The sequence below is a fragment of the Occallatibacter sp. genome, from assembly GCF_049802275.1.
In the GTDB taxonomy this organism is placed as follows: domain Bacteria; phylum Acidobacteriota; class Terriglobia; order Terriglobales; family Acidobacteriaceae; genus Telmatobacter.
This window is the reverse complement of sequence record NZ_JBARMD010000605.1, coordinates 1-26723: the sequence shown is the minus strand read 5'-3', so window position 1 is coordinate 26723 and position 26723 is coordinate 1. Positions and strand designations below refer to the sequence as shown.

Below are 26723 nucleotides of genomic sequence, written 5' to 3'. Positions count from 1 at the left end.
CCAGCGCTTCGACCCGACGTGCGAATCAGGCGCTCGGAGTGGGTGTCCCGGACTCCAATGTATGCAGTTCTTTACCGGGCTTGAAGCGCACGGCTTTTCCAGGCGTGATGCTGACTTCGGTGCCGGTGCGGGGATTGCGTCCGATGCCGGTTTTACGCGCGCGTACGCTGAACACACCAAAACCGCGCAGTTCAATGCGCTCGCCTGCTGCCAGGGCTTCTTTCAAGCCCTCAAACACAGTATCGACTGCCGCTTCGGCCTTCGTGCGGGGCAGGCCTGTGCGCTCGATTACATGGTGCACGATGTCTTGTTTAATCAATGCGATCACCTCGCTAGCGCGACTGTTTTCGACTGTACCACGCCCTACCGGACTGATGGTACAGCCTTTGGCTCATTTGTGAAACACCGCCGGAGAGGATTTTTTGAGAGAGTGACGACGGATGGAGGGCAGGATCACGCCGTTTGCGCGTGTTCCAGGTCACGTTTTGACCGGAAACGCTCCTCCGGAACGGTGGAAAACCCGTCCCTTGTGACTTTAGAGATAGGAGAACGCCCGTTCCCTGACGCTAAAGCCTATGCGAAACAGTGACTTTGCCGGATACTGTTATTTCAAGGTAATCAAAACAACGATGCCATCGGTAACAACCGCCTGGCAAAGTGCAACAAAAGACGGGGAATGCAGCTTGCCTGACCTAAAGACCTGAGTCTGGGAAGGCCAACAACCCGATCGTTCGTTGAACCAGGCAAGGAGAGGCTCGATGCCCGCGATGTACAGCTTGGAACCAATCCGAATCGGTGTCGTCGCCAACGAACCGATGCGGCTCGAAGGCCTCACCAGCATCTTTGAGAACTACGCAAAAACCGGAGAAACGCCTCTGCTTCCCATCGTGGGCACCCTCGAAGAGCACCTGGACAATGAATCTATTGAGTATGTGTTGATTGATTGGAGCAGTTCCTCAAAGAAACTTGGCGTTCTGGAAGGCATTCGCCGCAAGCGCCCAAACCTTCGCATGGTGGTCATCGGTCCCGACAGCAACGAACAGGTCATGATGGACACCATCATCGCGGGAGCTCGCGCCTATCTTGATACAGGCGCCGGTCCGCGACTTGTGCGCGAGGCCCTCGACGTCGTCATCTCCGGGTCCATATGGGCTCCGCGGAAGCTGCTTTCGAAGCTTATTGACCGCCTGCTCTCGGGCGAGGATTCCAGTGTCACCAGCCCGCGGCCGCATCTCACCGCGCGTGAAGAACAGGTTTTGCAGTTGCTGTTGCTCGCACGCTCCAATCGCGAGATCGCTGAGGAACTTGGCATCGAGGAACGCACTGTGAAGGCGCATGTAGGCAAACTGATGCGTAAAGTGGGCGCCGAGAATCGGATTGAGCTTTCGATGCGGGCATTGCACGGGTCATACAAGCCGTCCCCTGCTACGATGCACGCAGCGGAGGCTGTCACTGCCTGATCGAGGCCGGTAATCTGCGGCTAGTAACTATAAAATTACCCCGCAAGAGATTACTAAAAATGTAAAACCTAAGTACTCTTGTGAGATCTCGGAACATTACTAATAATCATTCCAGAAACAACGCAGATCTGGGGAAAGGAGTTCCCAGGCATCATGTGAACCATGAGGCCTGTGAACTCCTCTTTTTTATTTCGGCGTCCCTCCTCCCGCGGCTAGATCCCCTGGTCCAATATTTTCTGGTCGAACACAGCAGCGTAATTTGCGAGATGCGGGCAGACGATTTCCTCCCGGTCCATTCGTTTTGGCTCTGTGGCTATGCTGTAGGCTGAATTCGGCATGTTGCCCGCCGAGATTCCTTGGTGCAAAATCCTGGGCTTTTCTCGCGCGACTTTGTTCTTCTAAAGCAGTTCTAAACATCAGCAACCAGGAAGCTGCGCGATGCGTGTGCATTGGAAATGAAAGGACTCCCCAGAATGAAAAGATTTATTGCTTCTCTTTGTCTTTGTTTACTTGCTAGCTCGACTGCCAACGCGTCGTCGAAGGGCGCATTGCAGGACCGCGTCGACGCAGCGAAGACGGTTCTCGATCAAATCATGCAGGCAAAGGACAGTACTATTCCGCGAAACATCCTGCAGCAGGCGACCTGCGTTGGCGTGGTTCCCAGCATGATCAAGGGCGCATTTGTCTTTGGTGCGCAATACGGACAGGGCGTGGTCACGTGCCGTACCGGTCATGGCTGGAGCGCGCCGGTCTTCATTCGCATGGCGGGCGGTTCATTTGGATTTCAGATAGGCGGCCAATCCACCGACCTGATCCTGGTTGCCGTGAACGATCGTGGATTCCAGGACCTGTTGAAGAACAAGTTCAAAATCGGTGCCGATGCGTCGGCGGCTGCGGGACCAGTTGGACGCGCCGGACAGGCCGCGACCGACTGGAAGATGAATGCCGAGTTGCTAAGCTACTCGCGTAACAAGGGTGTGTTTGCCGGAATCAGCCTCGACGGCACCAGCGTTTCTCAAAACAAGGATGATACCGAAATCTTCTACGGCGCTCCGCAGAGCTTTCAGAACGTGCTGAAGGGCAACGTAGGCGTACCCGCTGGAGCGGTCGAATTCGTCCGCACGGTCGCGCACTACTTCTCACAAGGCAAATGAGACCAGGCAACTGAATTTTGTTGTCGAGGGGCGGCCTGAATATGGGCCGCCCTTTGTATTTGGATTGTCTGCAGCGACCACGCGAACAAATTCCGCCCCGATGCCCTAAACTTAGTTTTGCCTCAAAAGATGCAACAAACCCTCGAGTATTGGCTGGTGATTGCAGTAGCCCGCGCACTTAGTTGGATGCCGCGCTCGCTGGCACGCCTGCTTGCGGGTGTCCTGGCCTGGACCGTTTATCGCCTGATGGGCCGTTTGCGGCGCGTGGGCGAGCGCAACCTATCCTTCGCACTTCCAGAGTTGACACCCGAAGCGCGTAAAGATCTGCTCCGGTCTCTTTATCGCCACCTCGGATGGCATCTTGTCGAGTTTTGCCGAATGCCCCACTACACACGTGAGAACACGCAGCGCTGGATAGGTACCGAAGGCCTCGAGCACTATCTGGCTGCTAAAGCACTGGCCAGGGGAGTTCTAGTTCTCACCGGGCACCTCGGTGCATGGGAACTCTCGAGCTTCTACCACTCACTGATGGGGCATCCGATGGGCTTGGTGATTCGGCGTCTCGACAATCGCAAGCTCGACGAATTCGTCAACAGTATCCGTTGTATGCATGGCAATCGCGTGCTCCACAAAGACGATTTCGCGCGCGGCCTCCTAACGGCTATGCACGAGGGCAGTGCGGTTGGCATTCTCATGGACACCAACATGACGCCGCCCCAGGGCGAATTCGTAAGTTTCTTCGGTATCACGGCCTGTACAGCCTCGGGCCTCGCTCGCGTAGCCCTCAAAACCGGCGCCGCCGTCGTACCCGGCTTCATGTTATGGGAGCCCGCCGAAAAGAAGTATGTTCTTCATTTCGGCCCGCAACTGCACTTCACCGAAACCGGAAACTCCGAAGCCGATGTTCTCGCCGCCACGCAGCAATGCAACGACGTACTCGAGTCCTGGATCCGCCGCTATCCAGATCAGTGGCTCTGGATTCATCGACGCTGGAAGACGCGCCCTCCCGGCGAGCCCCCACTCTACTGATCCCATCGCCGCTGGCTCTCTCTTTTGCAGATCGCTGCATGGCATAAGAGGCTCGCAGATTCTGCCCTGTGTTCCATCGCATTGACACGGTGCACTGACACCACCATAGAATGTGCGAATCTTCCCATTGAGCGGAAAAGTCGACTCTGCCACACTCGAACGCACTCAAGGAGCGCAATGAAACAGGGTGCCTCTCTCATTTTCGCCACATCTTTGTTCGTAGCCACATTTGTGCAGGCGCAGTCGCGCCCTGCGGCCCTGCAGCAGATCCTTCCCCTGCTCCAGCAGGAAGTGATCGCCGCCAACGCTCACGACACAGATGCTTTTCTTGCCACCTATATTCATGATCCTTCGCTGATCTTTATTGTGGACGGTGAAGTGATCCACGGCTTCACGAATCTCCGTGAGCAACAGCTGAAGTGGTGGAGAAACGGCAAGAGCGACGTCGTCTACAGCGAGCAGGCCGAGCCGGAAATAGTTAGCCTCGATGCCCGGGTCGCTCTCGTCACCCAGCAGCTAGCAACCCATCGCACCTTGCCGGATGGGACATCTCACGACGATAAATTCGTCGTCACGTCAATATGGGAGCTACGCCCAGCCGGTTGGCGCGTCGCATACTGCCACGAATCGCACACGCGGTAATCGGCACTGCGCCGTCATCGTTACGCAGCGCTGAAGGTGATCAGCCTTTGGCGCCCGGCTTCGCTGCAGTTTGCTTTTCTACATCAGACAGCATCTGTTCGACTTTGTCTTTGCCTTCGTAGTTGGGATTGGTGGCCAGCAGCTTCTTCCAGTCGGCAATGGCGCCAGTGCTGTCGTGCCTGCCTTGCCACTTGACCAGGCCAAGGTTGAAGAGCGTACTCGGATTGGTTGGCGCATAGGTGAGCGCCTTGTTAAACTCCGCAATTGCCGTGTCCGTGTTTCCCAGGTACCAATAGGCTGTTGCCATGTCGGTTCGCACCGCGGCATCGGATGGCTTGATCTGAAGCTCGCGCCCGTAGTAGTCGACTGCGACTGGATATTGCTGTGCGTCGTAATACAAATTGCCGATACTGGTGAGCAGTTCCAGATTCCTCGGATCCGCTTTGAGCTTCGCGATCATCGGAGCGGCCTGGTTGTCGGCCACCGCTTTCAACTGATCAGGGCTCGGCGCTTTCGGCGCCGTCGGTGCGCTGATTGCCGCTGTCTGTGGCATGGCTGAGATTTTTGAGCCATCTGTTTGCACGGGCAGGCGGGCCCCTCGAAGAACCCAACCGCCGCCGATTCCGGTCAGCAAACAGATCGCCATCAGGACCAGAGCACTCTGGGCGGTCCACTGTTTCCGAGGAGAATTATTCGTGTCCATCGTTGCTCCTCGCTTTCTCGATTCCGTGTTGATCGCCCATCATCGTCATTACATCGGCCATGAGCTTCAACACCGTAGCCTTGCGCTCCGGGCTGAGTTGCGGATTTGTTTTGAGCAGCCGCTGCCACGCAGCGAGAGCGCCCTTGGGGTCGCCCTTGCCCTGCAACCTGATCATGCCCAGGTCAAAGAGCGCATTCGCGTCTTTCGGATCATCGGTTAGGGCTCGATTTAACTGCGTGATAGCGCCATCGATATCTCCATTGCGATAGAGGCTCGAGGCCAGCTTGGTGCGAACAGCAACGTTTTTGGGATCGGTGTCCAATGCACGGTTGTAATAGTCGGCTGCTTCTTTAAACCGATGCGTAGTGTGGTAAATGCCGCCAACTTGCACCAGTAGCGCGCTGTCATTTGGATTGTTTTTGAGCTTTTCGAGCAGCGGCGCCGCTTGCTTGTCGGCCATCTGTCTCATCTCTTCGAGGCTTGGACGATGTCCCATTGGCTTTGCGCCTGCGGGCGTCGTCTGCGTCACCGCGCGGATATCACTCTGCGGCGGAAGCACAGTGAGCTGCGAACCGCGCATCAGGTATCCGATGCCAAGACCTACCGCCAGGCAGAGGACGGCCATGGAGTAGACCTGTGCCGACCGCAAGATTGGCACCGCAGGGACCGTCGCGGTTGGGTCGTGTGTCATACCGTGAACTCCAATGCGAGAAGAACTCGAGAATGCTGCCTCATCGAAGAATAACTGCGGAGCAGCAAACAATCTGCAAGCACGTTTCCCGCCGAACGAACGTTCCGTCAATAGGTGCGCTGCTCATCCACTGTAATGGCGCGGCGAAGCTCAGTAGAGCAAGCTGCATCACATCGGGACGTGATGTAAATCACATGACTACACGCGATCCATTGGTAATGTCCGAAGGTAGATCACAGATTGAAGCATGCAGAATGACTCAATTGTGACGGCTGTCACGAACGACTTGGGGCTTTTCACCAATGCACTGCGGGAGAACGCCCATCGACTTTGACAGATTCTGGAGCGGTTACATGATTTGTTCCTTGCAGGAAACGTACAAACCGCTTCTCGACAATGAATTACGTGGGATGTTCGAAATCCAAACAGGCTCTAAACCAACGGCACGAAGCGTGCACGGGTGATGTATGAAGACTGAGCTGAAAACCACACCAGTAGGGTCGACGTCCACGGTTCGGTCGAGAGCAACACAAAGTGCACTAGGAGGCTCTACTCAATGAAGCGCAATCTTTTTATCGCAATGACGTTCCTGGCAACCGCGGGATTCGCGGCGGCTCAGGGACCCGGCTACCAGCCAAACACTGACGTCCTCGGGGCCCACCTCAACTACGGACGCGGTTGCACGGCGTGTCACGCACCACACAGCGGCGCTTACGGAAACGGAAACGCCAAAACTGCCGATCCGACTTCAGGCAACGTCGCTCTCTGGGGCGAGGATGTCGCAAGCCTGTACGGCAAAACCATCACCAGCGGTGGCGGCGGCTTTGTAGAAACCCTGCCGACAAGCATGGCGGCCACCACGCCCGACGTTGCCGGTCTGCTCACGTGCCTTAGCTGCCATGACGGCAACTATGCACAGGGCGCCATGATGAAGAACAGGGTCTATGAGGCACTGCCGGCCACATACGGGACCCAGAACTTCATCCCTACGCTTCTCGGGAATGACGGCACCACCAAGGGCAATTACCTGAACGATCACCCGGTAGGTCTGACCGCCGTAATGACCTGCGGTGGAACATACGACTGGGATTGCACGATTAGCTCCGCCGGTGCAGTTCAGATGACCGGAGCAAACTCAAGCAAGTTCGTCACTAACTATGGTTTCTTCGTCAGCCCGGGCAACTATAACAACACACCGGTTGTGATGTGCACCACCTGCCACAACCAGCATTTGATGAACGTGGTAAAAGTGACTGCCTCGAAGTCAGGTCTGACTCCTGGAACGTACGCGACGATGTTCTTCATTCGCGCACCGTATAACCCAGCCAGCGGCACCGCCGGCAGCAACCAGACAGCGCAGTTCTGCCGCCAGTGCCATGGTGGCGAGTCGAACGAGATGAACAACGGCATCGCGGTAACTACTTTCTAAATCTTTATGCATGAGGGGAGGGGGCTACTTTCCCTCCCCTTCCTTTTAAGCGGGGTCGCCTATATGAAGTACAAATTCTTCCTTCTTCAATTTCTTTTTCTGGGTATAGGTGCGGCTGTTGCCCAGGTGTCATCACATGCACCGACCGTCTTCACCCAGGTTCCTGCTCAAAGCGCGGCAAGGCCCGCACAATTGCCGGCAGACAAGCCGGTCGCACGTGTGAACAACGCGGTCCTCAGCAACTCCGACCTGGTTCGCGAAGAATACGCGATCTTTCCCTATGCCAGGCAGCATAACGGGATTCCCAAAGACCTCGAAAAGCAGGTTCGCGATGGCGCCCTGAAGATGATCATCTTTGAAGAGCTGGTATATCAGGAAGCGCTGCGTAAAAAGATGACAGTGCCGCCGGCGAAGATGCAGCATGCAGAAGCGGACTTTCGCAAACAGTTCGCAACGCCGGAAGAGTACAACGCGTTTCTGCAAAGCGATTTCAACGGTTCACACCAGCTATTGCAGGAGAAGATTCGACGCTCGCTTTTGATTGAAGCCTTTCTGAAAGCTGAGGTCGATGACAAGAGCGGAATTTCGCTCGCTGAAGCCAGGGCATACTATGACAAGAACCCAGCCCGCTTCCATTATCCCGAGTCGTTCACTTTTCAGACAATTTCCATCCTGCCGCCACCCAATGCCACTTCCGCGCAGTTGAAAGAAGTGAGTACTCGCGCCGAGAACGCGCTGAGACAGGCGAAGACGACGAAGACAGCCGAGGAATTCGGGTTACTCGCCGAGAAGATCTCCGATGATGATTACCGCGTAATGATGGGCCAGCACAAGCCGATTCCGGTAGATCAACTGGCGCCACAGGTCGTCAAGGCACTTCTATCCATGCACCCAAACGATATGAGTGGCCTGATCCAGTTAGAACAGGCCTATACCATCGTTCGACTTCAGGCACACACACAGGCAGGCCAGACCAAATTTGAACAAGTAAAAGCGCAACTGCTCAAGGAACTGCACGATGCGAAGATGAACCAGCTTCGAGCCGCATTGGACCAGAAACTACGGCAGAACGCGAAGATCGAAGAGCTGTAACAGCGGCAAAAGGGGTTGAATTCATATTCGCGCCGGGGACAGCAACTGATTTCTAAACTCGGTCGGATCGTGCAAGTGGAATCCGAAACGAGAGAGCTTAAGGATGGATTGAGTGGTTCGGTTTCTTCGAGTCGCGTGGCTGATAACTGCAGGGCTAATGCTTTCAGCAATACCTGCGGCCTCTCAGATCCGGTTTGGCGAGACCAGCACGAGCGGGACGGGCACGATATCATCGGGATACACGGCGAATTTCGGAAATATGACCGGGTCTTCCCATGGGTGGACCGTCGGGGGCGCCGCCTCATTCTCAGGATCGTTTCACAGCCCGAATTTTATCTCCTATAACTTCTCGCCCTACTTGAATCAATCCAGCGCTAATTCGAGCTTCCAGTCTATCTCCAACGCCAGCGGGCTCAACCTCAGCGCGAATATTTTCGCTGGCAGCAAATTCCCTGGCTCCATCACCTATTCAAAGGCTTATAACAGCGAAGGAAATTACGCCGTTCCGGGAATTGCCGACTATGTGACGCACGGAAACAACGACACGTTCGGCATTAACTGGAGCGAGAATCTTCCCGACGCGCCCAGCTTTTCGGCAGGTTTCCAGAGCGGATCCAGTCAATATTCGGTATATGGAACAAACGATAATGGCGAGAATTCATTTCATTCTCTGAATTTGCATTCCGGCTATCGATGGGAAGGCTTCAACATGGGCGCTTACTATGCTACTGGATCGGCACACTCGCTGATTCCGCAGGTCGTAGCTGGCCCAAATGCAGAGATTCGTTCAGACAACACCGCCTACGGCGGCAATCTGTCTCATATGCTTCCCCTTGCCGGCTCGTTTTCGGTCGGAATAAACCGATCTACATGGAATAGCGATTACCTTGGGATTTCTTCGACTGGGGCGATTGATACCGTGAACGCAGATGCCGCTGTACATCCGACCGCGAAGCTCGCGATCACAGCTACGGCAAATTACTCTGACAATCTGACCGGACAAATCATTGAGTCTGTCATCGCAGCGGGGAGCGTGGTCCCCGGACTGAATTCGGACCAGTCCTCCAATTCGCTGGACTTGATGGCAGTGGCATCATACACTCCGGTTTCGAATCTGCAGACTTCAGGATTCGTTGAGCGCCGCACGCAGAGCTTCCTGGGCGAGGACTACGGGGTGACATCGTACGGCGGTGGCGCCACTTACACGCACGCACTTTTCGATGGCACCATCAATTCCTCAGTAAGTGTGTCTGCCAACTCTGCTGACCAGAACGGGCAGGACACGATTGGGTTTTCAGCAGCTGAGAACTACTCCAACCGGATTTTTGGGTGGAGAGTAAACGAATCGTTCAGCTACGCACAAAACGTGCAGACCCTTCTTATCACCTACATGAACTCGTATTACAACTTCTCGGGCAACATTAGCCGAAACTGGGGGATGTTCAGCCTGAGTGCTGGAGGCGGCGTCGCTCGCACCGCGTTGACCGATCAAGCCGGGACCTCTAACAGTAGCGAGACCTATAACGGCTCATTCGGGTATGGTGCCTACATCACGGCCACTGGTAGCTATTCCAAGTCGGACGGCCAGGCGCTGGCAACCGGCACCGGCCTTGTTGGTGTGCCAGTGCCTTCGCCGATCCTGCCGTCCAGTCTTGTGAGCCTATTCGGCGGAAAGAGCTATTCCTTCGGAATGTCGAGCAGTCCGACGAAAAGACTGACTCTCGCCGCGACCTATGGGAAGGCGACCAGCAACACCATCAGTAACGGCATTCCATCTGATAATGAGAACAGCCAATATAACGCGCTCCTTCAATATCAGGTTCGCAAGTTGAACTTCATCAGCGGCTACGCCCGGTTGGAACAGGGATTCAGCGTCACCGGTACCCAGCCAGAGGTGATCTCGTCGTACTACATGGGGATTTCACGTTGGTTCAACTTCTTCTAACCCGAAAGCGGCACCTCTGCCGATGCGCGATACCGGTGATGGTGGGTCTGGCACTTTTGCCCCCTGCGATCTGGCCAGCGCCTAAAGCAAAAGTTGCAGCCACGCCAGAGCTGTGGGAGATGTCGCTCGACGGCGGCCGCAAACTCACCTGGGAGCATAGTTTCAGATCAGAGTCCGAGGTGAAGCCAAACCGGGGTTTCTGGAACAAGCTGGTAGATGTTGTCGCAGGCGCTCCTGATTTTCGCTTTCTTGTTCGTCCTTACAGCATTACCGCTGACTCGCACGGCAGGATCATTGTGACCGATCCTGGCGCCTCGGGGGTGCACATCTTCGATTTCGCGCAGCGTAAGTACAAGTTCATCGAGCGCAGGGAAAAGCGCAAAGACGCGATGACAACACCGCAGTGCGTCGCAGTCGATGCCCAGGACAATATCTACGTCACCGACTCGGAGGCAGGCAAAATCTTTGTCTTTGAACCGAGCGGAAAGTACGTGCGCGCCATCGGGAGCTTGAAGGGGGGCGAAGGATATTTCAAGCGACCCACTGGAATTGCCGTAGACTCGACAGCACAGCGCATTTACGTGACCGATACACTTCGTGACCAGGTCTTTGTGCTCGACATGCAGGGCAACATCCTGCAGACGATCGGCAAAACCGGGGACGGCGAAGGCGAATTCAATTTGCCCACTGAGCTGCGCTTGAGCGGACCGAACCTCTTGGTAGTGGATGCCATGAACTTCCGAGTGCAGGTGTTTGACCGCGCTGGGAAGTTCCAGTACGCCATCGGAAAGATCGGTGACACCACCGGGGCAATGTTCCGGCCGAAGGCGGTGAGTGTCGACTCGGAAGGCGATCTCTACGTTGTGGATTCCTTGTGGGGCGTGGTGCAGGTTTTCAATCGCCAAGGCGAACTGCTTTACTACTTTGGCGCCAAGGGCACGCATGCAGGGGAGTTTCAGCTTCCGTCGGGCTTGTTCATCGATCATGACGACAAAGTGTTCGTTGTGGATTCCTTCAATCGGCGGATCCAGGTGTTTCAGTTCGCCAGCATGAAGAGCCCGGTCGCGGGGGCAGCGAAGTGAGAATCCGAGTCCTGGTGACCGCGTTTACGATTCTCCTGACTGGGGTGTCTGCGCACGCGCAGATTGTTGGCGATGCATTGGGCGTGCATAGTCTAGGCCCCGGAAGCAAATCACCCGTCACCGGCTCCCGGCCTGACTCCTGTGCGTACTGCCACGCTCCGCATTCAGGACTGAACACGGGCCTTTGGAATCAGAAGCTCACCACGCAAACCTACTCGACCTACACAAGCAGTACGGAGAAGAACAACAATACTCAGCCGATGCTCGGCTCTGTCAGCAATCAATGCCTGAGCTGCCACGATGGCACCGTTGCTGTGGGAGCGACCGTGGCATACGGCCAGGTCACGACACGCGGATCGATGTACTCTGCCGACGTGTTCGGCAGCAACATGCAATCTTCCCACCCATTCAGCATGGCCCTCCCCTTGCAGGACAACATCGACCTGGCTGCTTCGCTGGTTTCAAGCGGGAAGACCGCCGATCCAACTGGAGCAGTGAAACTGATCAACGGCAACGTCGAGTGCAACTCGTGCCACAATCCGCACGTGCAGGCCAAGGATCCAGTCTCGCTGAACTTTCTGGTGAAGGACAGCTCGAATGGACAACTCTGCCTCGCCTGCCACGATCCAAGCCGAACGATGGGCAGCCAGGTCAATCCGCTGGCCGATTGGTCTACCAGTGCGCACGCTCTTTCCTCAAGCAAGATTTCACCCCAGGCGCTGCTCGGAAGCTATGCGACCGTAGCTGCCGATGGGTGCAACTCGTGCCATGCGCCCCACAATGCAAGCGGTCCGGCGCGGTTGCTGCGCGGGCAGAATGAACAGGATTGCATTGCATGTCACAACGGCGGGACCAATGTTTCGCCGATGCCGGCTTATGCCAATGTGTTTCTGGAGTACGCAACTCCCAAGATCGGCCATCCTTTCCCGGCCGCGACCAATCCGCATGATGCAACGGAAGGCGTTCTGCTGAACAACAATCGCCATGCGACTTGCGTCGATTGCCACAACGCACATGGATCGGAACCGGTTGGGGTCTTTCCACCCGCGCCGCAGCTTCGCATCTCGCAGAAGAACATTCTCGGCATCAGTGCGAGCGATGGGACCACGGTGCTGACGCCGGCAGTGAATCAGTATGAGAACTGCCTGCGCTGTCATGGAACCAGCGCAGCGAAGCAGGTTCTGCCGATTTATGGTTATTTCGCCGTGCGTGCGGTTTCGGCCGGCGATCCTCTGAACCAGATTCCGCAGTTTGCCCTATCGGCGACATCTAGCCATCCGGTGATGCATGCCCGGAGCAGCGCGTTCGCGCAGCCCAGCCTGCTGACGAACATGCTGAACCTGGATGGAATCACTCCTGGCCGCGCGATGGGAACGCAGATTCTATGCACCGACTGCCACAACAGCGATGACAATCGCGAGTTTGGGGGCTCGGGCGCTAATGGCCCACATGGTTCCCGGTGGACCCACATCCTGGAGCGCCGATATGAATTCAGCCAAACGGTCTTGCCGGGGCAGGCGATTTCAAATCTGTTTCCCAATCCCGATCTCAGTGTGAACGGACCCTATGCGTTGTGCGCAAAGTGCCACGACATAGCCAACCAAATCGTGAAGAACACGAGCTGGAATCACCACAGCGATCACATCAACACGGGAGTGAGTTGTTCCACATGCCATACTGCTCACGGCATCGGCGCCGCAAGCGGCACAATCAGCGGGGAGCGCCTGGTGAATTTCGACGTGAACGTTGTGGCGCCGAATGGAGCGTTGCCGGTTTCCTACAACCGTTCGACCAACACGTGCACGCTGGTCTGCCACCAGGTTGCGCACAATCCCAATGGCACGGTTTCGACAGCCAGCTTGCGCCGGGCTCCCGGCGTGAAGCGTTAAGACTCTAGAACACCGTGCCGGCGGTGCTTCCATTCATCTCGTTTGACTTGTCAGCATGACATTGACGGCAGAATTGTGCGGTCTGGTTCGACATTGGGTTAGTGTCGTTTGGATTGTAGGGCGCCCGCAGGAAAAACATGGTCGTGTAGGTTCCAGGAGGCAGCCCGGAATTTGAGCTGTGGCCGATCGTGACCACATTCATCGAGTGTGGCTCGTGGCAGGTGGTACAGACGACTACGGCTTTATTGTTGTAAACACCGGGCTTGACGAAGAAGCCGTAACTGGTGATAAACCGGCTGGAAGCGGACCCTCTCATGCTGATGATGCCGTTCGCTTCTGTGCAATCCCAGCCCGACGTTCCACCGCAATCGACCGTGGCGTTCAAGCCCATCGGATGGTCACTCATATAGCTTCCGGCGCCGTTGCTTGCCATCAGCGTGGGGATGGAGTTGCGGTTTCCGTAGGTAGACGGAAGATTCTCATACACCTTGTTCTTCATCATGGCAGCTGGAGCCATGTTGCCGTCGTGGCAGCCCAGGCACGTTAGCATGCCGGAAACATCGGGCGTATCGGCGGACATGCTCGTCGGCAGGACTTCAACGTATTTACCGCCGTCCGTAGTAATGGTTTTGCCATAGAGCGAGCTGACATCTTCGCCCCACAGCATCGTGCTGCCCGAACCGGCGCTCGATCGCTGCCCGTTTCCGGCGGTGCCGCTGTGCGGCGAATGGCAGGCGGTGCAGCCGCGGCCATAGTTGAGATGAGCACCGAGAACGTCAGTGGTTGGCTGGGTCAACTGCGCCATTGCGAAACCTGCGAACGCGAGGAGCACGAGGACAACGAGGAAAATCCGTCTCATGGAACAAGGCCTCACTTTGCTTTGTTCCGTTCATCGGCTGAATTTTGATTGAGCTTGAATGGGTTCGTTCCGGCCCTACGGGACGCAGTTGATCTGCTGGGGAATGGTTTCCCAGCACCGCTCTTCGCTTATGGCGGTCTATTTCGATTCTTCTGGGCGGGAGAAGCGATGTGGGACGCGGTCAGATTTCGTCGTCGGCGGGGGACATGCTGAATTTTTTCAGCTTGTAACGCAGGGTGTCGCGGCTGATGTCGAGCAGCTTGGCGGCGTTGGTCTGGTTGCCATTGGCCTGGCCCATGGCGAGCTCAACCATGGAGTGTTCCAGTTCTTCGAGCGACGTTCCGCCTTCGGGAATGTAGAGACGGGGAAGAGCGCGTCCGTTGGCGAGCTTTCGTCCACCATCCGCGGGCGAAGTGCGTTCGAAGAGGGTGCGCCCGCCGGATTCGCCGACGGAGAAGGGCAGATACATGGAGCGGAGGAAAGCCTCCTCTTCGAGGATCATTCCGCGCTCGATGGAGTTCTTGAGCTCGCGTACGTTGCCAGGCCAGTTGTGGGCGAGAATCAAATGCCGCGTTTCGTCGGTGATACCGCGAATCGCTTTCCGGAAGCGCCGATTATAGCGTTCGATGAAGAAGTCGACGAGCGGAAGGATGTCTTCCTTGCGATCGCGCAGAGGCGGTATGAAAATCGCAATGATGGCAAGACGGTAGTACAGATCCTGGCGGAACTGGGCTTCGCGCACTGCTTTTTCGAGGTCGCGATTGGAGGCAGCGATGACGCGCACGTCTACCTGGATGTCGCGGAGGCCACCCACGCGGCGAATGACCTGATCTTCGAGAACACGCAGCAGCTTGGCCTGGAGCAGGGGAGTGAGCTCGCCGATTTCGTCGAGAAAGAGAGTGCCGCCGTCGGCCGCTTCAAACAAACCCTTCTTCATCTGCTTGGCGTCGGTGAATGCGCCTTTTTCATGGCCGAAGAGTTCGGCTTCCATCAGTGTCTCGGGGATGGCGGAGCAGTTGATGGCGACAAACGGCTTTTCGTGGCGGCTGCTTTCGAAATGGATCGTTTTGGCAATGAGATCCTTGCCCGTACCGCTTTCGCCCTGGATGAGAATGGTGGAGGCCTCGCAAGACGCGACCTTTTTGACGAAGTTCATCAGCTCAGTCATTTTGGGCGAGACGCTCACGACGCTGTCGTAGCCCACGCCGGGACGAGCCTTGCCGCGAGCGGATTGCAGGTCGCCGTTGCGGGTGCTGGTGGCATCGAGCGCGTTACGCATCGCGTCCTGCAACAGGTCGAAATCGATGGGCTTGCCTACGAAATCGTAAGCGCCGAGCTTGATGGAAGCTTTCACGTCGTCGAGTTGCGGGTCGGCGGTGATCATGATGATGGCGGGTGCGTCGCCGTTTTTCTTGAGCTGATCGAGAACTTCAATTCCAGTGAGGTCTGGGAGTCGCACGTCGAGGAGCACGAGATCCGGGGATTCGCGCTGCGCCAGGCGAAGGGCGGTCTCACCGCAATCGGCTTCGATGACGCTATAGCCCCACTCTTCGCATTTCTGACGCAACGACCAGCGCACCAGACGCTCATCGTCTACGATCAAGACTTTTTCTGCAGGCATCGTCGCTCTCACTTGCTATGCAAGCTCAGTGGCCCATACTGGCTCGTGTTCAGTTCTGGATTAATAGCTCGGGGATCTTTACTCGGTATGCATCGAAGTGATTCCCGATACAACGCTAAAGACATTAAATGGCTATTTGTGCCTTCAAGAATGTGATTGAGGTCACGCAGCTGGGCAAAAGGAGCTAACAGCTTTTCGGCCAGTGGACATCGGAGGTCCACAACTCGTCCCGGCTCGGGGGCCGTGAAGGGATCTTTTCGGCGGGATACCCCCACCGGTACTCTGTAAAGAAAATCCCTGTTTTCAATGATTTAGCCCAGGAGGGTCGCTGCAAAATCCTCTGCCCATTGAGCTTAGGTGCAGAGTCCTCTCAGCAAAGGACTTATCGCCTCACCTGAGATGCGGCTGAGAAGTTGCGCTGGCCCATCGCCAGTTCAGGCTAACGACTTAATTGTGCGACAAGACGTGGTAATTGCATGCAAAATGGCCGCAGGAATCTTCTGTTTGGATTCAAGCGGACCCGCGGAGACGCGGGCAAGAGGGCTTGACTTGAGTGACCTGTTCGCAGGCGCTAAGGACTCCGCGGGGTTAGCTCGGAATGCGCTGCGATGGTCAATGGGGCCATGTTCTCTGGCTTCAGAAGCTGCGCTTGCTTGAGATTGAGGGGATAGCGACCCCATCCGACGTAGTCGACGACGATTACCGCATCGATATAAGGACTGATAAAGAAAAAGGGAACGACGTAGCCAGACGTGATGAGGGACATCGCTATGCTTTTATTCGCATGGCTGTGGCGCCGATTGCCCGGGATCTGCCGGATATCGAACACCGTCAACTGCATCTCAGGATGCTTCCGCGCATAGCGCACGAGCTTGTAGGCAACCTGCCTGGGGGTGGTAATGCCGCCGTCGGGCAGAATGCTGCGATGGATGAGCCCGGGGAAGTAGAAGTTAAGAATACTGCCTGTCCAATCCGCACAATTGCCGTAGAGCAAATTGAAATGGGAACGGTTCGCATCGTCGTTAAGGCGAGCGATGAGCGCGTCATCCTGCTCTTCGGTGGTGGCGAAGCGGAAGGCATAGACACGCCGGTCATAGGTGGCGCCTACGAGCTGGCTCCAACCTCTTTTCCGGTCGCCGCCGCGGGGAACGTCCTTACCCAAAGCCAGCAAATGAGGGTCGTGGTATTTTTCTCGCAGGCGGATCACCGCGTCGTGATCCGCTCGTGAGGGAACCTCGGCGGCGGTTTCGACGGAATAGAGATACGGGACGAGGGGTGTCGCCAACCAGTCGTAGTGCGCAACTCCCTGGTAGCGGGTGATCACTGCGCCGATTTCTCCGGGTGCGCATCGCCGAACCTTCATGGGGGTTTCAGCGCAGATGCGCTCGAAGTACATGGCGTCGTGACCAGTGGGGTTCAGAAAGCCGAAGAAGCCGAAGGACTGTTCCATCAGCATGGCGGCCTGCGCATGGCCCGGGGTGCAAGCCGGCGAAAAAAAGAAAGCCAGAATTGCGAGAACGAATTTGATTGTGCGCGGGGTGCGCAGCAGATTCATGGCTTCCTTTTGGCCCGGATGGAGATCTTGCTATTTACAGTATGCCCTGTAGAGTTCCAGGGCCGACTTCAGGACATCCCTCAGAGGCCAAAGCACGCGGTCTAATTAGCCTTTTCTGCACGACCAAAAGAGTCGTGCCCCGTTACGAGCGCAAAAGCAACTGCAGTCATTTATGGCGCTTTGCGCCACCCGAAGAACATGAAGAGTAGTACGGGGAGTGTCCAGGCCTAAAAGGCCCTGTAACTCTTCGCGCATGATTTCAGCAGTCTGAAGGCTGCTGCTCCCTCCGTATTCCTAATCCCATGCACCGCTGCGCTGGAATTTTCAGGGCAGTTCCTTCGACTTTGCAAGGATGACACGGTATGGGTGGTTCTACCGTTGTTGGCAAGCCCTATGGGACAGATTCAGATCCGACGCGCCAGGGATCCATCTAGAAATAGATCCCAAATCCAAATGTTGGACCGTACATAGTCGGCTTGATGGTCAGCGTCTTTGTGAGTACCGTGTTGGAGTTTTCGAAGTGGAGATACGCGCCACCCATGGTCATGCCGAAGTGTTTGGCAAATCTCCAGTCCGCGTAAGCGGCTGCACCGATGTCGATGTCGCTGCCGACTCCAAACCCGCCTCCGTCCATGTGGCCTGATACGCGCCACTTTCTGTTGAGCTGCTTACGATAAGTTGCACTCAGCAGTGGGTCCCAGAAGCCGGGTGTTCTGCCCACCGATGGAAAGGTGTCCACGGTGGCAGTCAGGTCCAAAGCCATGCGCCTGAAGCCACCTCCCAAACTCAATCCCTTGTACGCATGGTGCTCCACCATGGCCTGGCCATATATGAAATCCGTGGTCAATGTGGCTCTCGGGACGGTTCGCGTGGCCGAGAGTCCGGCATAGAGGAATGTGACCATTCCCGACCATTTGCCTTTGTAGATTTCCGCTCCGGCGAATGCCGCACCATCGAAAGATCCGGATGTAGTACCACTGGGAGTCACGGGACCGCCACCACCGGGTGGCGAGGGAATCGTCGGCAGGGTGATGCTGCTACTGAAGAATGGAACCCAGGCATAGACCGGATAGACGATGAACTTCCACGCATTCGGGCCTCTATCCCAATCTGATTTTGTGTTTGTCGGTGAGGCGACCTGTGAGTCTGCGTTTGGTCTTTCCAGAATGGTTTCCGCCGCGTCCCCGCCCGATGAGTCCCTCATGCTGACGGCCTCTGAACTCGCAACAACAGATGGCTCTGAGGAGCTATCTACCGTCTGCGAGAGCAACGCGTGGGGACTGCCGAGGATCAACACAAGAGCGAAAACAGGCACTAAGGAGGAACTGTTCGATCGACTGTCATTCATGTTCTCTCACCATTGTCGTTCAAAGCTGCAAAGGATTTGACCCAACGATTATCACGGCCAATTTTTCAACCGGGGTCATCGTACCTTCGCATTTTCAACATCTGCAACTGGTATAACTGACAGTCCCGGCGGTCGGAATGGAGTTCGACATGCCCCCTCTCACAAACTCAGGGGCGGCATCTTGCATTGCGTGTCAGGCGACTTCTGCGGGATGGGCGGAAGCGCAGAACGGAAGCTGCACTTCGAAGGTGCTGCCCTGGCCCAATGTGCTTGTGACTTCGATGTGGCCGAGGTGTTCTTCAACGATGCGGCGGACTAGCGAGAGCCCAAGGCCCGTACCGTTGCTCCTTGTGGTGTAGAAGGGGCGAAAGATTTGTGACATCTGCTGGTCGGACATGCCGCGGCCGGTGTCGCTGACGGTTACGATAGCGCAGTCCTCTCGCGAACTGATAGCCACGGTTACGGTGCCGGGGCCATCGATGGCCTGCACCGCATTCAAGAGAAGATTGAGGACGACCTGGTGAATCTGATCGCTGTCGTGCTCGACCTCAGTAAGGTTGGGAGCCTTCTCGAGTTCGATCTTGATGGGGTGGCTGAGAACCTGCTGACGCGCGAGCATGACGGCGTGCTCGACGGTGGTGTTGAGATTGCTGCGCATCATCCGAGGCGGATGGGGGCGGGCGGTTTCGAGCAGATCGGTAAGAATACGATTGATCTGGTTGATTTCGAGGCGCACGTCCTTGACCATGGCCCGGGCGGGACTGGACGCGGGTAGATCGCGGCCGATGATGTCGATGACCCCCGCGATACCAGCGAGCGGGTTGCGAATCTCGTGAGCCAGGCCGGTTGCCAATTCGCCGAGCGTGGCGAGGTGCTCTGCGCGTGACATCTGTGTGCGATGCATGGTCTCAATCTCCTTACGGCTCTCGCGTAACTGCTGCATCATGTAATTAAAATTTCGACCCAAGTCACCGATTTCGTCGTTTCGACCGGAAAAGCTCACGGCAACATCAAGGTCGCCGGCGCTGATTAATGCGACTTTCTCCTGTAGCTCGACCATAGGGCGCTGAACCAGGTAGGCCAGCACGGCGATCAACACCCCGCAGATGATGACGGCTCCTGCTCCGGCAACCATGATGACGGCGTGGCGTTCCCGGCCACCGAGGGATACGGTGGCGATGGTGAACAGGAGGAGTCCGGCCAGCAGCACGAAGACTACGGGCAGGATTGCCTTGATCTGCCAATTGACCCTGACTGGATGCACGCAGCGATCCTCAACGGGACGGGATTTGGACTTCCAAGAACGCTGCACCGCGTTCGATGCGGAAAAGAGTGCGCTGCAGGAATTACGACGCAGATGTTCGAGGAGCCTTGCCCGTCTCCACATAGGGACATGCAAGTAATGCGCCAGAAGAGTACCGGAGTCTAAATCATTATTTCGAAGGCGGTTAAGCTGCAGGCTGGTTACGGAAGTGGTAGTCGGTCTGGGCTAAATCACGCAATGGAGGATGAGAGCGCGGGGATTTGACGCATTGAGCGGCGGGACCGGTCAGTGGGCGGAGTCACAAGAGGGTGGGGGATTTGGCGGAGGAGGGTGAGCCAGAACGCCCATGATGTGTTTTAGATCACAGTCAGACGACTCGTTTCCATTTGTAATCAGGGCAGCGAACTTGCTGATGCGCGGAAAGTTGAGCGCGGTTTCAAATGTAGGGTCTTCCCTGCGGTTACGGCAAGGTTCTTGCAAGGAGCATTGGTAAAGAGATCCTATGAATCTGTTCCCTCGTCGCGCATGGTGCTGCAGAGCGGTTGCCGGCCCGGAGCGCCGCTTGTCCGGGATGGCCGGCTCGGTCTGCGTTGGTCTGATGATGTTGCTTGCCATGCGGGCTATGGCGGCGGTGCATCCGGTTCCGCTGGCCAAGGATACCGACCCCAAGAAGTGTCTCGAGTGCCACGACGACAAGGCGAAGCACAAGTTTGTGCACTCGGCCATGCAAGGGGGCTGCCTGGGCTGCCACGAAATCAGGGTAAACAAGGACGTGACGCGTGTGAAGCTGATCACGGCCACGCCGGTTGCTCTCTGCATCAGCTGCCATGCGGACAAGAAGGCTGCGGATATCAAGGGGACGGTGCATCCGCCGGCGGTGCGCGATTGCCTGACGTGCCATGACGCGCACTCGAGCGACAACAAGAATCAATTGCTGAAACCTGAGTCGGGCGACGAGAAGGAAAATCTTTGCCTGGAGTGTCACAAGACGGGGCTGCATGTATCAGACAAGGGCAGCCGCCACGCCGCGCTCGATATGGGATGCGACACGTGCCACTTGACGCATAAAACCGGCCCTGAGCCAACGGAGGAGAATCGCTTCCATCTGACTAAGGCGCCCCCAGCGCTGTGTGTGGACTGCCACGATCCGAAAGATGCCGATCTCGCGAAGGCGCACAATAACCAGCCTTTCGGGACGGCGAATTGCGTGCAATGCCACGATCCGCACCAGTCGGACTCGCCGAAGTTGATGGCGAAGTTTCAGCATGTGCCCTTCCAGGGGAATGGATGCGATACGTGCCACCAGCCGGCAAAAGATGGAAAAGTGGTATTGGTGCAGACGGATGTGAAGGCGCTGTGCGTGACGTGTCACGACGATAAGGCCAAGCAGATAGATTCGGCCAAGGTGCCGCATCCGGGCGCTGCGGGCGATTGCACTGACTGCCACAATCCACATGCCAGCAACCAGCCGGGATTGCCGAAGAGCGACTCCGTGACGATATGCCTTGGATGTCACAGCGACATTGACGATCTGCGCAAGAAGTCCGTGCATCATCAGCCGGCGTTTGCGCAGGGCTGCTCGACGTGCCACACACCGCATGGCGGCGATAACGATCATCTGCTGCGGGCAAAAGGCAACACGCTGTGCCTGGAGTGCCACGGGCCCGACTCCGTTCCGCAGAGGGATGAGGCGGATCACCTGCTGACCATTTTCAACGGAACAGTGAGATTGCCCGATGACTACTACGTAAAGAACAAGGTTCCGATTCTGCCACTGCGCTATGGGCTGGGGCATCCGGTGGAGGGTCATCCTGTTGCGGACGTGATGGACCCGGCGAATCAAAGCAAGGTAAAGACGCCGCTCAGTTGTCTTTCCTGCCATCAGCCGCATGCTTCGGCGCAGCCCGATTTGCTGGTGAAAGACCAAGTGAACAATATGGCGTTTTGCGATAACTGCCACAAGAACCGGCTCAATATGAATGAAACGGTGATACCGGGGAAATAAAGGCTGCGTCCGATGCAGGCGCTGTGCGCTGCACAGCAATGCTGCATGTGACGCAATCATGGAGATCAAGATGCATCGCTTCCTCTTCAATTCGATTCGCAACCGCAACTGGTTTGCTGTTCTGCTTCTGCTTGCATTGGGGCTGACTTTCCCGTCGACAGCCCATGCAAGCAAGAAAAAGAAGGCTAATACTGCACCCACTCCCGTGGCGGGACCGCGGAAGTTTGGTTTTGACCCGACGAAACTGGTGTGGCCGAGCCCGCCCAATATCGGACGTATCCACTGGGTCGACTATTTTGCAGGGGCCAAGATCGATTTCACAACGGAGCCAAACAGCAAGCCGAAGGCGAGCTGGATGGACCGGCTTGCGGGTGGACAGACGGATGCGGAGAAGGTCAATCTGAAGACCTTCCCGTTTCAGATGATCGGACCGTACGGGGTCGCAGTTGACTCCAAGGGAATGGTGTACGTAGCCGATCAGAGGGTGGGTGCGATTTTCATTTTCAACACCGAGACGCGCGATTGCCAGATGATCAGAAATGGCATTGAAGCCCATTTCGGGTGGATCAACGGCCTGGCCATCGACGATGACGACCGGCTGTTTGTTTCCGACGGCAAGATGCACCGCGTGCTGATTTTCAATACGAAGCATGAACTGGAGAACCAGATAACGGAGGGGTTGGTAGATCCCGTGGGACTAGCGATCGACACGACGAACCGTTTTCTCTATGTTGTCGACACGCAGCAGGACCAGGTACTTGTGTATGACGCCGACTCGCTTAAGCTACTGCGGCGAATCGGGACGGGCGGCAAGAATCACTTCCTGACGACTCCGGGAGATTTTGGAGCGCCGCAGGGCGTGGCCGTTGACGGGGACGGGAATGTGTATGTGACCGACACCATGAACAACAGGGTGGAGATTTTCGATGCCGACGGGAATTTTGTAAGCGAGTTTGGCAAACATGGAGATGGGCCGGGATATCTCGCACGTCCCAAGGGCATCGCGGTCGATGGCGACGGGCACATCTGGGTGGCCGACCAGATGGAGGATCGGCTGCAAGTGTTTAACCGCGAAGGGCAGTTACTGACATATGTGGGGACCGGTCACGGTGAGCTGCCAGGGCAATTCAAAACGCTGACGGGAGTAGCCATCGACAAGCAAAACCGGGTGTTCACCACCGAACAGGAGCCGGGACGTTTGCAGGTCTTCCGCTATGTAACCGATGCCCAGGCGGCGGACGAGAAGGCGAAGAAGGATGCAGAGTTGCAGAAGGCTGCCGAACACCGGCAGAAAGCTGTGTCGCAGCCGCAAGCCAAGCCGGCAGAAACTTCTCCACAGAAAGCGCCGGATACCACGCCTCAGAATAGCGCTGCTCCGACCAAAGCTCCTGGGCAGTAGGGGGTTGGGGTATGAAAAGATCACCCCGATGGGCAACTGAGAATCGAAAATAGTCATAGCCGATGACTGCCGTCCGCGCAGTTCTATTGGTCTTGCACGTGGCGCAGGTTTGGCAAAACCGTTCGAACTTGCCGCGTTTTGGTCCTGAATTCGACTTCGGAGCGTTGCGGATACTGTGCCATTGGAGTTGGGTGCGGCGAGCAACGGTAACCTCAGTTTCGAATCGAATGAGCCACGCGGGTTGCAACTCCCGATGGATTTTCGGTTTCTCAATTTCCAACTAGGCTCCAATCATGGGACCGAGGCCCTTGCGCCGATCTGTCTCTGCGGAGTTCGCTCACAGAGGGGGCCTTCGCGGGACACGGGTCGAATACGCGTCACCTGGTCGTACCGGCCCGAGTTCTAAAGTAAGGCGCAAACGTCGGAACGATTGAAGGGCGAAACCAATGAACTCGAAAGTGCAGAGGCTGGACCCGAAATGGAGAAGCGCCGCGGCTGCGGCAAGCGATGCCGAAACGAAGAACGACGAACAGATTGAACTTCGCCGGGTTGAATGCTTTCTAACCGAGCCGCTGTTCAAGCGTTTCTTGCGACGGTTGTTTCCCGATCAGCGCCGGCAGGAGCGCCAGCCAATACCACCACTGGTGGGATATCTGGGAACGGCACATTCATCGAAGTCCTATGATCTAGGGGACATCAGCCTCACGGGATTCTGCCTGCTCACGGATGAGCGCTGGGTTCCGGGGACGGAGATGCCGGTTACGTTGAAACGAACGGATCCACTGGCCAAGAGCGATCTTGATTGCTTTACGGTCCAGGCGAAGGTGGTGCGGTGCGCCAAGGACGGCGTGGGATTTTCCATCCTCCTGAGCGAGGAAGAATCCGATGCGGTCTACGGCAATTCTTTACGTGTGAAATGGGTAACCCGCGGGCAGATGGAGCAGTTCCTGCAGCGGCTTAGGGAGCAGCCCGGTTCAGAGGGAAGCCTCGGGGAAGAACCCTTTCGATCGGAGTCAACCACCGGCGCGCCATCCAGGGCTGGAGGGCGGTTGAAGACAGTTTTTGAGGGCGGCCGCTGACGCCATGGATGCCGGTTGCTGCTCAGTTTCCTTGTGGGTCAAATTATTGCTGGACGATTCGAGGAACACGCGGCGATCGTGAACCTCGTACCCGTGTTTGGCGCGATTCACAGATTCCCAACCGTCACGAATGTTTACTGCATCTAAAATGGCACTATGACTCCTGGAATTTCTACGCGGCGGCACGCGAAAACTCCTCCCCCGGGCGAAACGGGACAAGAAGCGCTCTATTTGCGTTCGTTGAGCGAGCGTCAAGTTCCAGTGGCGGTAAAACTGCGCGGCGGCGAGGTTGTTCGCGGGTGGATTGAGTATTTCGATGACGGCATGCTGCGGCTGACGCGCGAGGGGAAGCCCAACCTGTTTATCTATAAACACCAGGTTGAGACCATCACCGAGACGGGCAAACGTCGCGTGCCGCGAAACGGCGGGCTATCGGACAAGAAGGCCGGAGAGTGAACGAAACGGCTGCTGAAACGACCGAAACCAGGATGATGTGGACGCCCCAAGCCTCGGAAATTGCGAGGGAGGCTGGGGCACGGCTGCGCGAGTTTTTTGTGCAGGGTGTCGCCACCGAGTACAAGGGCGACGTGGACCTGGTGACAGTGGCCGACCGTACCGTGGAGAAGCTGATCCGAACGCGCTTGAGCGAGTCGTTTCCGGAGCATGGGATCTACGGCGAAGAGGGCACGCGCGAGCGGATGGAGCAGGAGTTTCGCTGGTACGTCGATCCACTGGATGGAACGACCAATTTTGCGCATGGGCTTCCGCAGTTCTGCGTGTCAATGGGACTGGAACAGCGCGATGCAGCGCTGAAACCGGACCAGGACGGAACGATTCAAGCGGCGGTGATCTACGACCCGATGCGGGATGAGTTGTACACGGCAGAGCGGGGCCGGGGCGCAACGTTGAATGGGAAGCGGCTGCAAGTATCGAAAACTGCGACCCTGGCGGAAGCATTGGTTGCGACAGGATTTCCCAGCCGGAAGCGGCACCAGAACCCGAACATTCACTTTTACCACGAGTTCACGCTGCGTTCCCATGGAGTACGCAGGGCGGGCTCGGCGGCGCTGGATCTGGCGTATGTGGCGGCGGGCAGGCTGGAGGCATTCTGGGAGTTCAATCTCAACCCCTGGGATACGGCAGCGGGGGTTCTGCTGGTGACCGAGGCTGGCGGACGGGTGTCGGATTTTGCCGGCGGCCCGTTCCGGCTGGACAGCCACGAAGTGCTGGCGACGAATGGGCTCATTCACGCTGAAATGGTGGGGATGTTCGTGGATATGTTTGCAGGGCGCGGGCTCGCGCCGATTCCGTCGCCAGAAGAGTTTGCGGCAATGAGGGAACTGAAGGCAAAGGGGCTGGAATAGATGGCCAGTCATAGGCACCATGTTCGTGCTTTCCCACCCATGTCGCGATGAAACTGCGTCATGGATGGGGCACCCGGCGTTCTCCCAGGTCTCAAAATCAAGACCTGGGGCACCCAGTCTGGGTCACCCATGTTCGTGCTTTCCCACCCATGCCGCGATGAAACTGCGTCATGGATGAGGCACCCGGCATTCTGCCAGGTCTCAAAAGCGAGACTCTTCGACGCGCTCAGGGCCGGCTCTCGGGCACCCAGGACAGTGCTTTCCCACCCATGTCGCGATGAAACTGCGTCATGGATGGGGCACCCAGATCTCTGGCACGAGAGGCTTTTTGGAATCAGCGAAGGCGCTTCCCGCATGGCAAAACGCGAGGACCTTGGGCCGAAGTCAGGCGTTGGGGGCGTGTGCTACTATCAGCGTCGAGACTTCAACTCTGTCGGAGAAATCAGAATGGCCTATGTAATCGCAGAACCCTGTATCGGCACGAAGGACACCGCCTGTGTGGACGCCTGTCCAGTCGATTGCATCCACCCCAAGAAGGACGAAGCCGATCACGGCACCGCCGATCAGCTTTTCATCGATCCGGTCGAGTGCATCGACTGCGGCGCCTGCGTTCCAGCATGCCCAGTGTCGGCAATCTTTGCACAGGACGATGTTCCGGAGAAGTGGGCGCACTTTACGCAGAAGAACGCCGAGCACTTCGGTCGGTAGCCTGGTTTTAGCGCAGAAACGATTGCGCAAGTCGAAACGCGTCCGCTGCGGCGGGCGCGTTTGTGCGTTTGGGAATGGTTGAGGAATCACGCGTGACAGTGCTAACGTCAGAAGCCGTGGTGTTGCGCACGTGGCCAGTGCACGAAGCCGACCTGGTGGTGAGTTTTTTTACGCGCGACTACGGGAAAATGACCGGTGTGGCGAAGTCGGCTCTGAAATCGCGCAGGCGGTTTGGCGGCGCGCTGGAGCCGATGACGGTGGTCCGCGCGTGGTTTGCAGAGCGGCCGAAGCAGGACTTGGTGCGCCTGGATCAGATGGAGATTGTTCGTTCGCCGCTGTCGGCCCCCGTGGATCTGACGCGGCTGACGGTGCTGAGCTTCTTTGCCGAGCTGTTGGAAGAAATGC

At 56.8% G+C, this 26723-nt stretch carries 24 protein-coding genes; 16 read left to right on the top strand and 8 right to left on the bottom strand.

Annotated elements, in window-relative coordinates; translation table 11 throughout:
- Positions 1-25: 25 nt before the first annotated feature.
- The gene (locus tag WA354_RS20610; RefSeq protein WP_472814902.1) at positions 26-319 is read right to left on the bottom strand and encodes an HU family DNA-binding protein; all 294 of its coding nucleotides are present in this window, start codon (positions 317-319) and stop codon (positions 26-28) included.
- Positions 320-758: 439 nt separating this feature from the next.
- Between WA354_RS20610 and WA354_RS20605 the strand changes: the two genes are divergently transcribed.
- The 4 genes from WA354_RS20605 (at position 759) to WA354_RS20590 (ending at position 4285) form a co-directional block, all read left to right on the top strand.
- Positions 759-1460 carry a LuxR C-terminal-related transcriptional regulator gene (locus WA354_RS20605; protein ID WP_472814901.1) on the top strand — a complete coding sequence of 234 codons (702 nt, stop codon included), beginning with the start codon at positions 759-761 and terminating at the stop codon, positions 1458-1460.
- A 473-nt stretch (positions 1461-1933) separates the two neighbouring features.
- A complete protein-coding gene (locus WA354_RS20600; RefSeq protein ID WP_472814900.1) occupies positions 1934-2614 on the top strand; it encodes a lipid-binding SYLF domain-containing protein in 681 nt (226 codons plus the stop codon).
- 129 nt (positions 2615-2743) lie between these two features.
- A complete protein-coding gene (locus tag WA354_RS20595; RefSeq protein WP_472814899.1) occupies positions 2744-3643 on the top strand; it encodes a lysophospholipid acyltransferase family protein in 900 nt (299 codons plus the stop codon).
- A gap of 177 nt (positions 3644-3820) precedes the next feature.
- A complete protein-coding gene (locus tag WA354_RS20590) occupies positions 3821-4285 on the top strand; it encodes a nuclear transport factor 2 family protein (protein WP_472814898.1) in 465 nt (154 codons plus the stop codon).
- Positions 4286-4325: 40 nt separating this feature from the next.
- Here the strand turns inward: WA354_RS20590 and WA354_RS20585 are convergent, their stop codons facing one another.
- Both WA354_RS20585 and WA354_RS20580 read right to left on the bottom strand, forming a co-directional pair.
- Positions 4326-4988 (bottom strand): tetratricopeptide repeat protein, encoded by a 663-nt coding sequence (locus WA354_RS20585; RefSeq protein ID WP_472814897.1) that lies wholly within the window; start codon positions 4986-4988, stop codon positions 4326-4328.
- The gene (locus tag WA354_RS20580) at positions 4975-5679 is read right to left on the bottom strand and encodes a tetratricopeptide repeat protein (protein WP_472814896.1); all 705 of its coding nucleotides are present in this window, start codon (positions 5677-5679) and stop codon (positions 4975-4977) included. Before WA354_RS20580 ends, WA354_RS20585 begins: the two co-directional genes overlap by 14 nt.
- Before the next feature lie 556 nt (positions 5680-6235).
- Between WA354_RS20580 and WA354_RS20575 the strand changes: the two genes are divergently transcribed.
- From WA354_RS20575 to WA354_RS20555, 5 genes are all read left to right on the top strand, one after another.
- Positions 6236-7108: a hypothetical protein gene (locus WA354_RS20575; RefSeq protein ID WP_472814895.1), complete on the top strand. Its 873-nt coding sequence runs from the start codon at positions 6236-6238 to the stop codon at positions 7106-7108.
- Positions 7109-7171: 63 nt separating this feature from the next.
- A complete protein-coding gene (locus WA354_RS20570) occupies positions 7172-8200 on the top strand; it encodes a peptidylprolyl isomerase (protein WP_472814894.1) in 1029 nt (342 codons plus the stop codon).
- 157 nt (positions 8201-8357) lie between these two features.
- Positions 8358-10145, top strand: a complete 1788-nt coding sequence (locus WA354_RS20565; RefSeq protein WP_472814893.1) for a hypothetical protein — start codon at positions 8358-8360, stop codon at positions 10143-10145.
- 119 nt (positions 10146-10264) lie between these two features.
- Positions 10265-11227 (top strand): 6-bladed beta-propeller, encoded by a 963-nt coding sequence (locus WA354_RS20560; protein ID WP_472814892.1) that lies wholly within the window; start codon positions 10265-10267, stop codon positions 11225-11227.
- Positions 11228-11241: 14 nt separating this feature from the next.
- Positions 11242-13116: a cytochrome c3 family protein gene (locus WA354_RS20555; protein WP_472814891.1), complete on the top strand. Its 1875-nt coding sequence runs from the start codon at positions 11242-11244 to the stop codon at positions 13114-13116.
- Positions 13117-13120: 4 nt separating this feature from the next.
- On the opposite strand, the gene WA354_RS20550 is transcribed toward WA354_RS20555, so the two are convergent.
- From WA354_RS20550 to WA354_RS20530, 5 genes are all read right to left on the bottom strand, one after another.
- Positions 13121-13975: a hypothetical protein gene (locus WA354_RS20550; RefSeq protein ID WP_472814890.1), complete on the bottom strand. Its 855-nt coding sequence runs from the start codon at positions 13973-13975 to the stop codon at positions 13121-13123.
- A gap of 181 nt (positions 13976-14156) precedes the next feature.
- Complete coding sequence (locus WA354_RS20545) at positions 14157-15596, bottom strand: sigma-54-dependent transcriptional regulator (RefSeq protein ID WP_472814889.1); 1440 nt, start codon at positions 15594-15596, stop codon at positions 14157-14159.
- A 571-nt stretch (positions 15597-16167) separates the two neighbouring features.
- The gene (locus WA354_RS20540) at positions 16168-17151 is read right to left on the bottom strand and encodes a hypothetical protein (protein WP_472814888.1); all 984 of its coding nucleotides are present in this window, start codon (positions 17149-17151) and stop codon (positions 16168-16170) included.
- A gap of 430 nt (positions 17152-17581) precedes the next feature.
- Positions 17582-18355 (bottom strand): hypothetical protein, encoded by a 774-nt coding sequence (locus WA354_RS20535; RefSeq protein WP_472814887.1) that lies wholly within the window; start codon positions 18353-18355, stop codon positions 17582-17584.
- Between the two features lie 337 nt (positions 18356-18692).
- Entirely contained in the window at positions 18693-19763 is a 1071-nt protein-coding gene (locus WA354_RS20530) for a sensor histidine kinase (RefSeq protein WP_472814886.1), read from the bottom strand.
- Between the two features lie 502 nt (positions 19764-20265).
- Between WA354_RS20530 and WA354_RS20525 the strand changes: the two genes are divergently transcribed.
- The 7 genes from WA354_RS20525 to recO all read left to right on the top strand — a co-directional run.
- Positions 20266-21768, top strand: a complete 1503-nt coding sequence (locus WA354_RS20525) for a cytochrome c3 family protein (protein WP_472814885.1) — start codon at positions 20266-20268, stop codon at positions 21766-21768.
- Positions 21769-21838: 70 nt separating this feature from the next.
- The gene (locus tag WA354_RS20520; RefSeq protein ID WP_472814884.1) at positions 21839-23167 is read left to right on the top strand and encodes a 6-bladed beta-propeller; all 1329 of its coding nucleotides are present in this window, start codon (positions 21839-21841) and stop codon (positions 23165-23167) included.
- Positions 23168-23613: 446 nt separating this feature from the next.
- A complete protein-coding gene (locus WA354_RS20515; protein ID WP_472814883.1) occupies positions 23614-24246 on the top strand; it encodes a PilZ domain-containing protein in 633 nt (210 codons plus the stop codon).
- 156 nt (positions 24247-24402) lie between these two features.
- The gene (locus tag WA354_RS20510; protein WP_472814882.1) at positions 24403-24702 is read left to right on the top strand and encodes an RNA chaperone Hfq; all 300 of its coding nucleotides are present in this window, start codon (positions 24403-24405) and stop codon (positions 24700-24702) included.
- A gap of 32 nt (positions 24703-24734) precedes the next feature.
- Positions 24735-25610, top strand: coding sequence for an inositol monophosphatase family protein (locus tag WA354_RS20505; RefSeq protein ID WP_472814903.1), 876 nt, complete (start codon positions 24735-24737; stop codon positions 25608-25610).
- Positions 25611-25964: 354 nt separating this feature from the next.
- A complete protein-coding gene (locus WA354_RS20500; protein WP_472814881.1) occupies positions 25965-26318 on the top strand; it encodes a 4Fe-4S dicluster domain-containing protein in 354 nt (117 codons plus the stop codon).
- Positions 26319-26410: 92 nt separating this feature from the next.
- Positions 26411-26723 (top strand): DNA repair protein RecO (gene recO / locus WA354_RS20495; RefSeq protein ID WP_472814880.1); only part of this gene is annotated, 313 nt, incomplete at its 3' end.

Coding starts and splice junctions, on each gene's coding strand:
- WA354_RS20600 (WP_472814900.1), top strand. CDS start 1,934: ATGAAAAGATTTATTGCTTCTCTTTGTCTTTGTTTACTTGCTAGCTCG.
- WA354_RS20500 (WP_472814881.1), top strand. CDS start 25,965: ATGGCAAAACGCGAGGACCTTGGGCCGAAGTCAGGCGTTGGGGGCGTG.
- WA354_RS20550 (WP_472814890.1), bottom strand. CDS start 13,975: ATGAGACGGATTTTCCTCGTTGTCCTCGTGCTCCTCGCGTTCGCAGGT.
- WA354_RS20580 (WP_472814896.1), bottom strand. CDS start 5,679: ATGACACACGACCCAACCGCGACGGTCCCTGCGGTGCCAATCTTGCGG.
- WA354_RS20560 (WP_472814892.1), top strand. CDS start 10,265: ATGTCGCTCGACGGCGGCCGCAAACTCACCTGGGAGCATAGTTTCAGA.
- WA354_RS20510 (WP_472814882.1), top strand. CDS start 24,403: ATGACTCCTGGAATTTCTACGCGGCGGCACGCGAAAACTCCTCCCCCG.
- WA354_RS20575 (WP_472814895.1), top strand. CDS start 6,236: ATGAAGCGCAATCTTTTTATCGCAATGACGTTCCTGGCAACCGCGGGA.
- WA354_RS20505 (WP_472814903.1), top strand. CDS start 24,735: ATGATGTGGACGCCCCAAGCCTCGGAAATTGCGAGGGAGGCTGGGGCA.
- WA354_RS20525 (WP_472814885.1), top strand. CDS start 20,266: ATGAATCTGTTCCCTCGTCGCGCATGGTGCTGCAGAGCGGTTGCCGGC.
- WA354_RS20605 (WP_472814901.1), top strand. CDS start 759: ATGCCCGCGATGTACAGCTTGGAACCAATCCGAATCGGTGTCGTCGCC.
- WA354_RS20595 (WP_472814899.1), top strand. CDS start 2,744: ATGCAACAAACCCTCGAGTATTGGCTGGTGATTGCAGTAGCCCGCGCA.
- WA354_RS20520 (WP_472814884.1), top strand. CDS start 21,839: ATGCATCGCTTCCTCTTCAATTCGATTCGCAACCGCAACTGGTTTGCT.
- WA354_RS20540 (WP_472814888.1), bottom strand. CDS start 17,151: ATGAATCTGCTGCGCACCCCGCGCACAATCAAATTCGTTCTCGCAATT.
- WA354_RS20535 (WP_472814887.1), bottom strand. CDS start 18,355: ATGAGGGACTCATCGGGCGGGGACGCGGCGGAAACCATTCTGGAAAGA.
- WA354_RS20585 (WP_472814897.1), bottom strand. CDS start 4,988: ATGGACACGAATAATTCTCCTCGGAAACAGTGGACCGCCCAGAGTGCT.
- WA354_RS20590 (WP_472814898.1), top strand. CDS start 3,821: ATGAAACAGGGTGCCTCTCTCATTTTCGCCACATCTTTGTTCGTAGCC.
- WA354_RS20545 (WP_472814889.1), bottom strand. CDS start 15,596: ATGCCTGCAGAAAAAGTCTTGATCGTAGACGATGAGCGTCTGGTGCGC.
- WA354_RS20570 (WP_472814894.1), top strand. CDS start 7,172: ATGAAGTACAAATTCTTCCTTCTTCAATTTCTTTTTCTGGGTATAGGT.
- WA354_RS20565 (WP_472814893.1), top strand. CDS start 8,358: ATGCTTTCAGCAATACCTGCGGCCTCTCAGATCCGGTTTGGCGAGACC.
- WA354_RS20515 (WP_472814883.1), top strand. CDS start 23,614: ATGAACTCGAAAGTGCAGAGGCTGGACCCGAAATGGAGAAGCGCCGCG.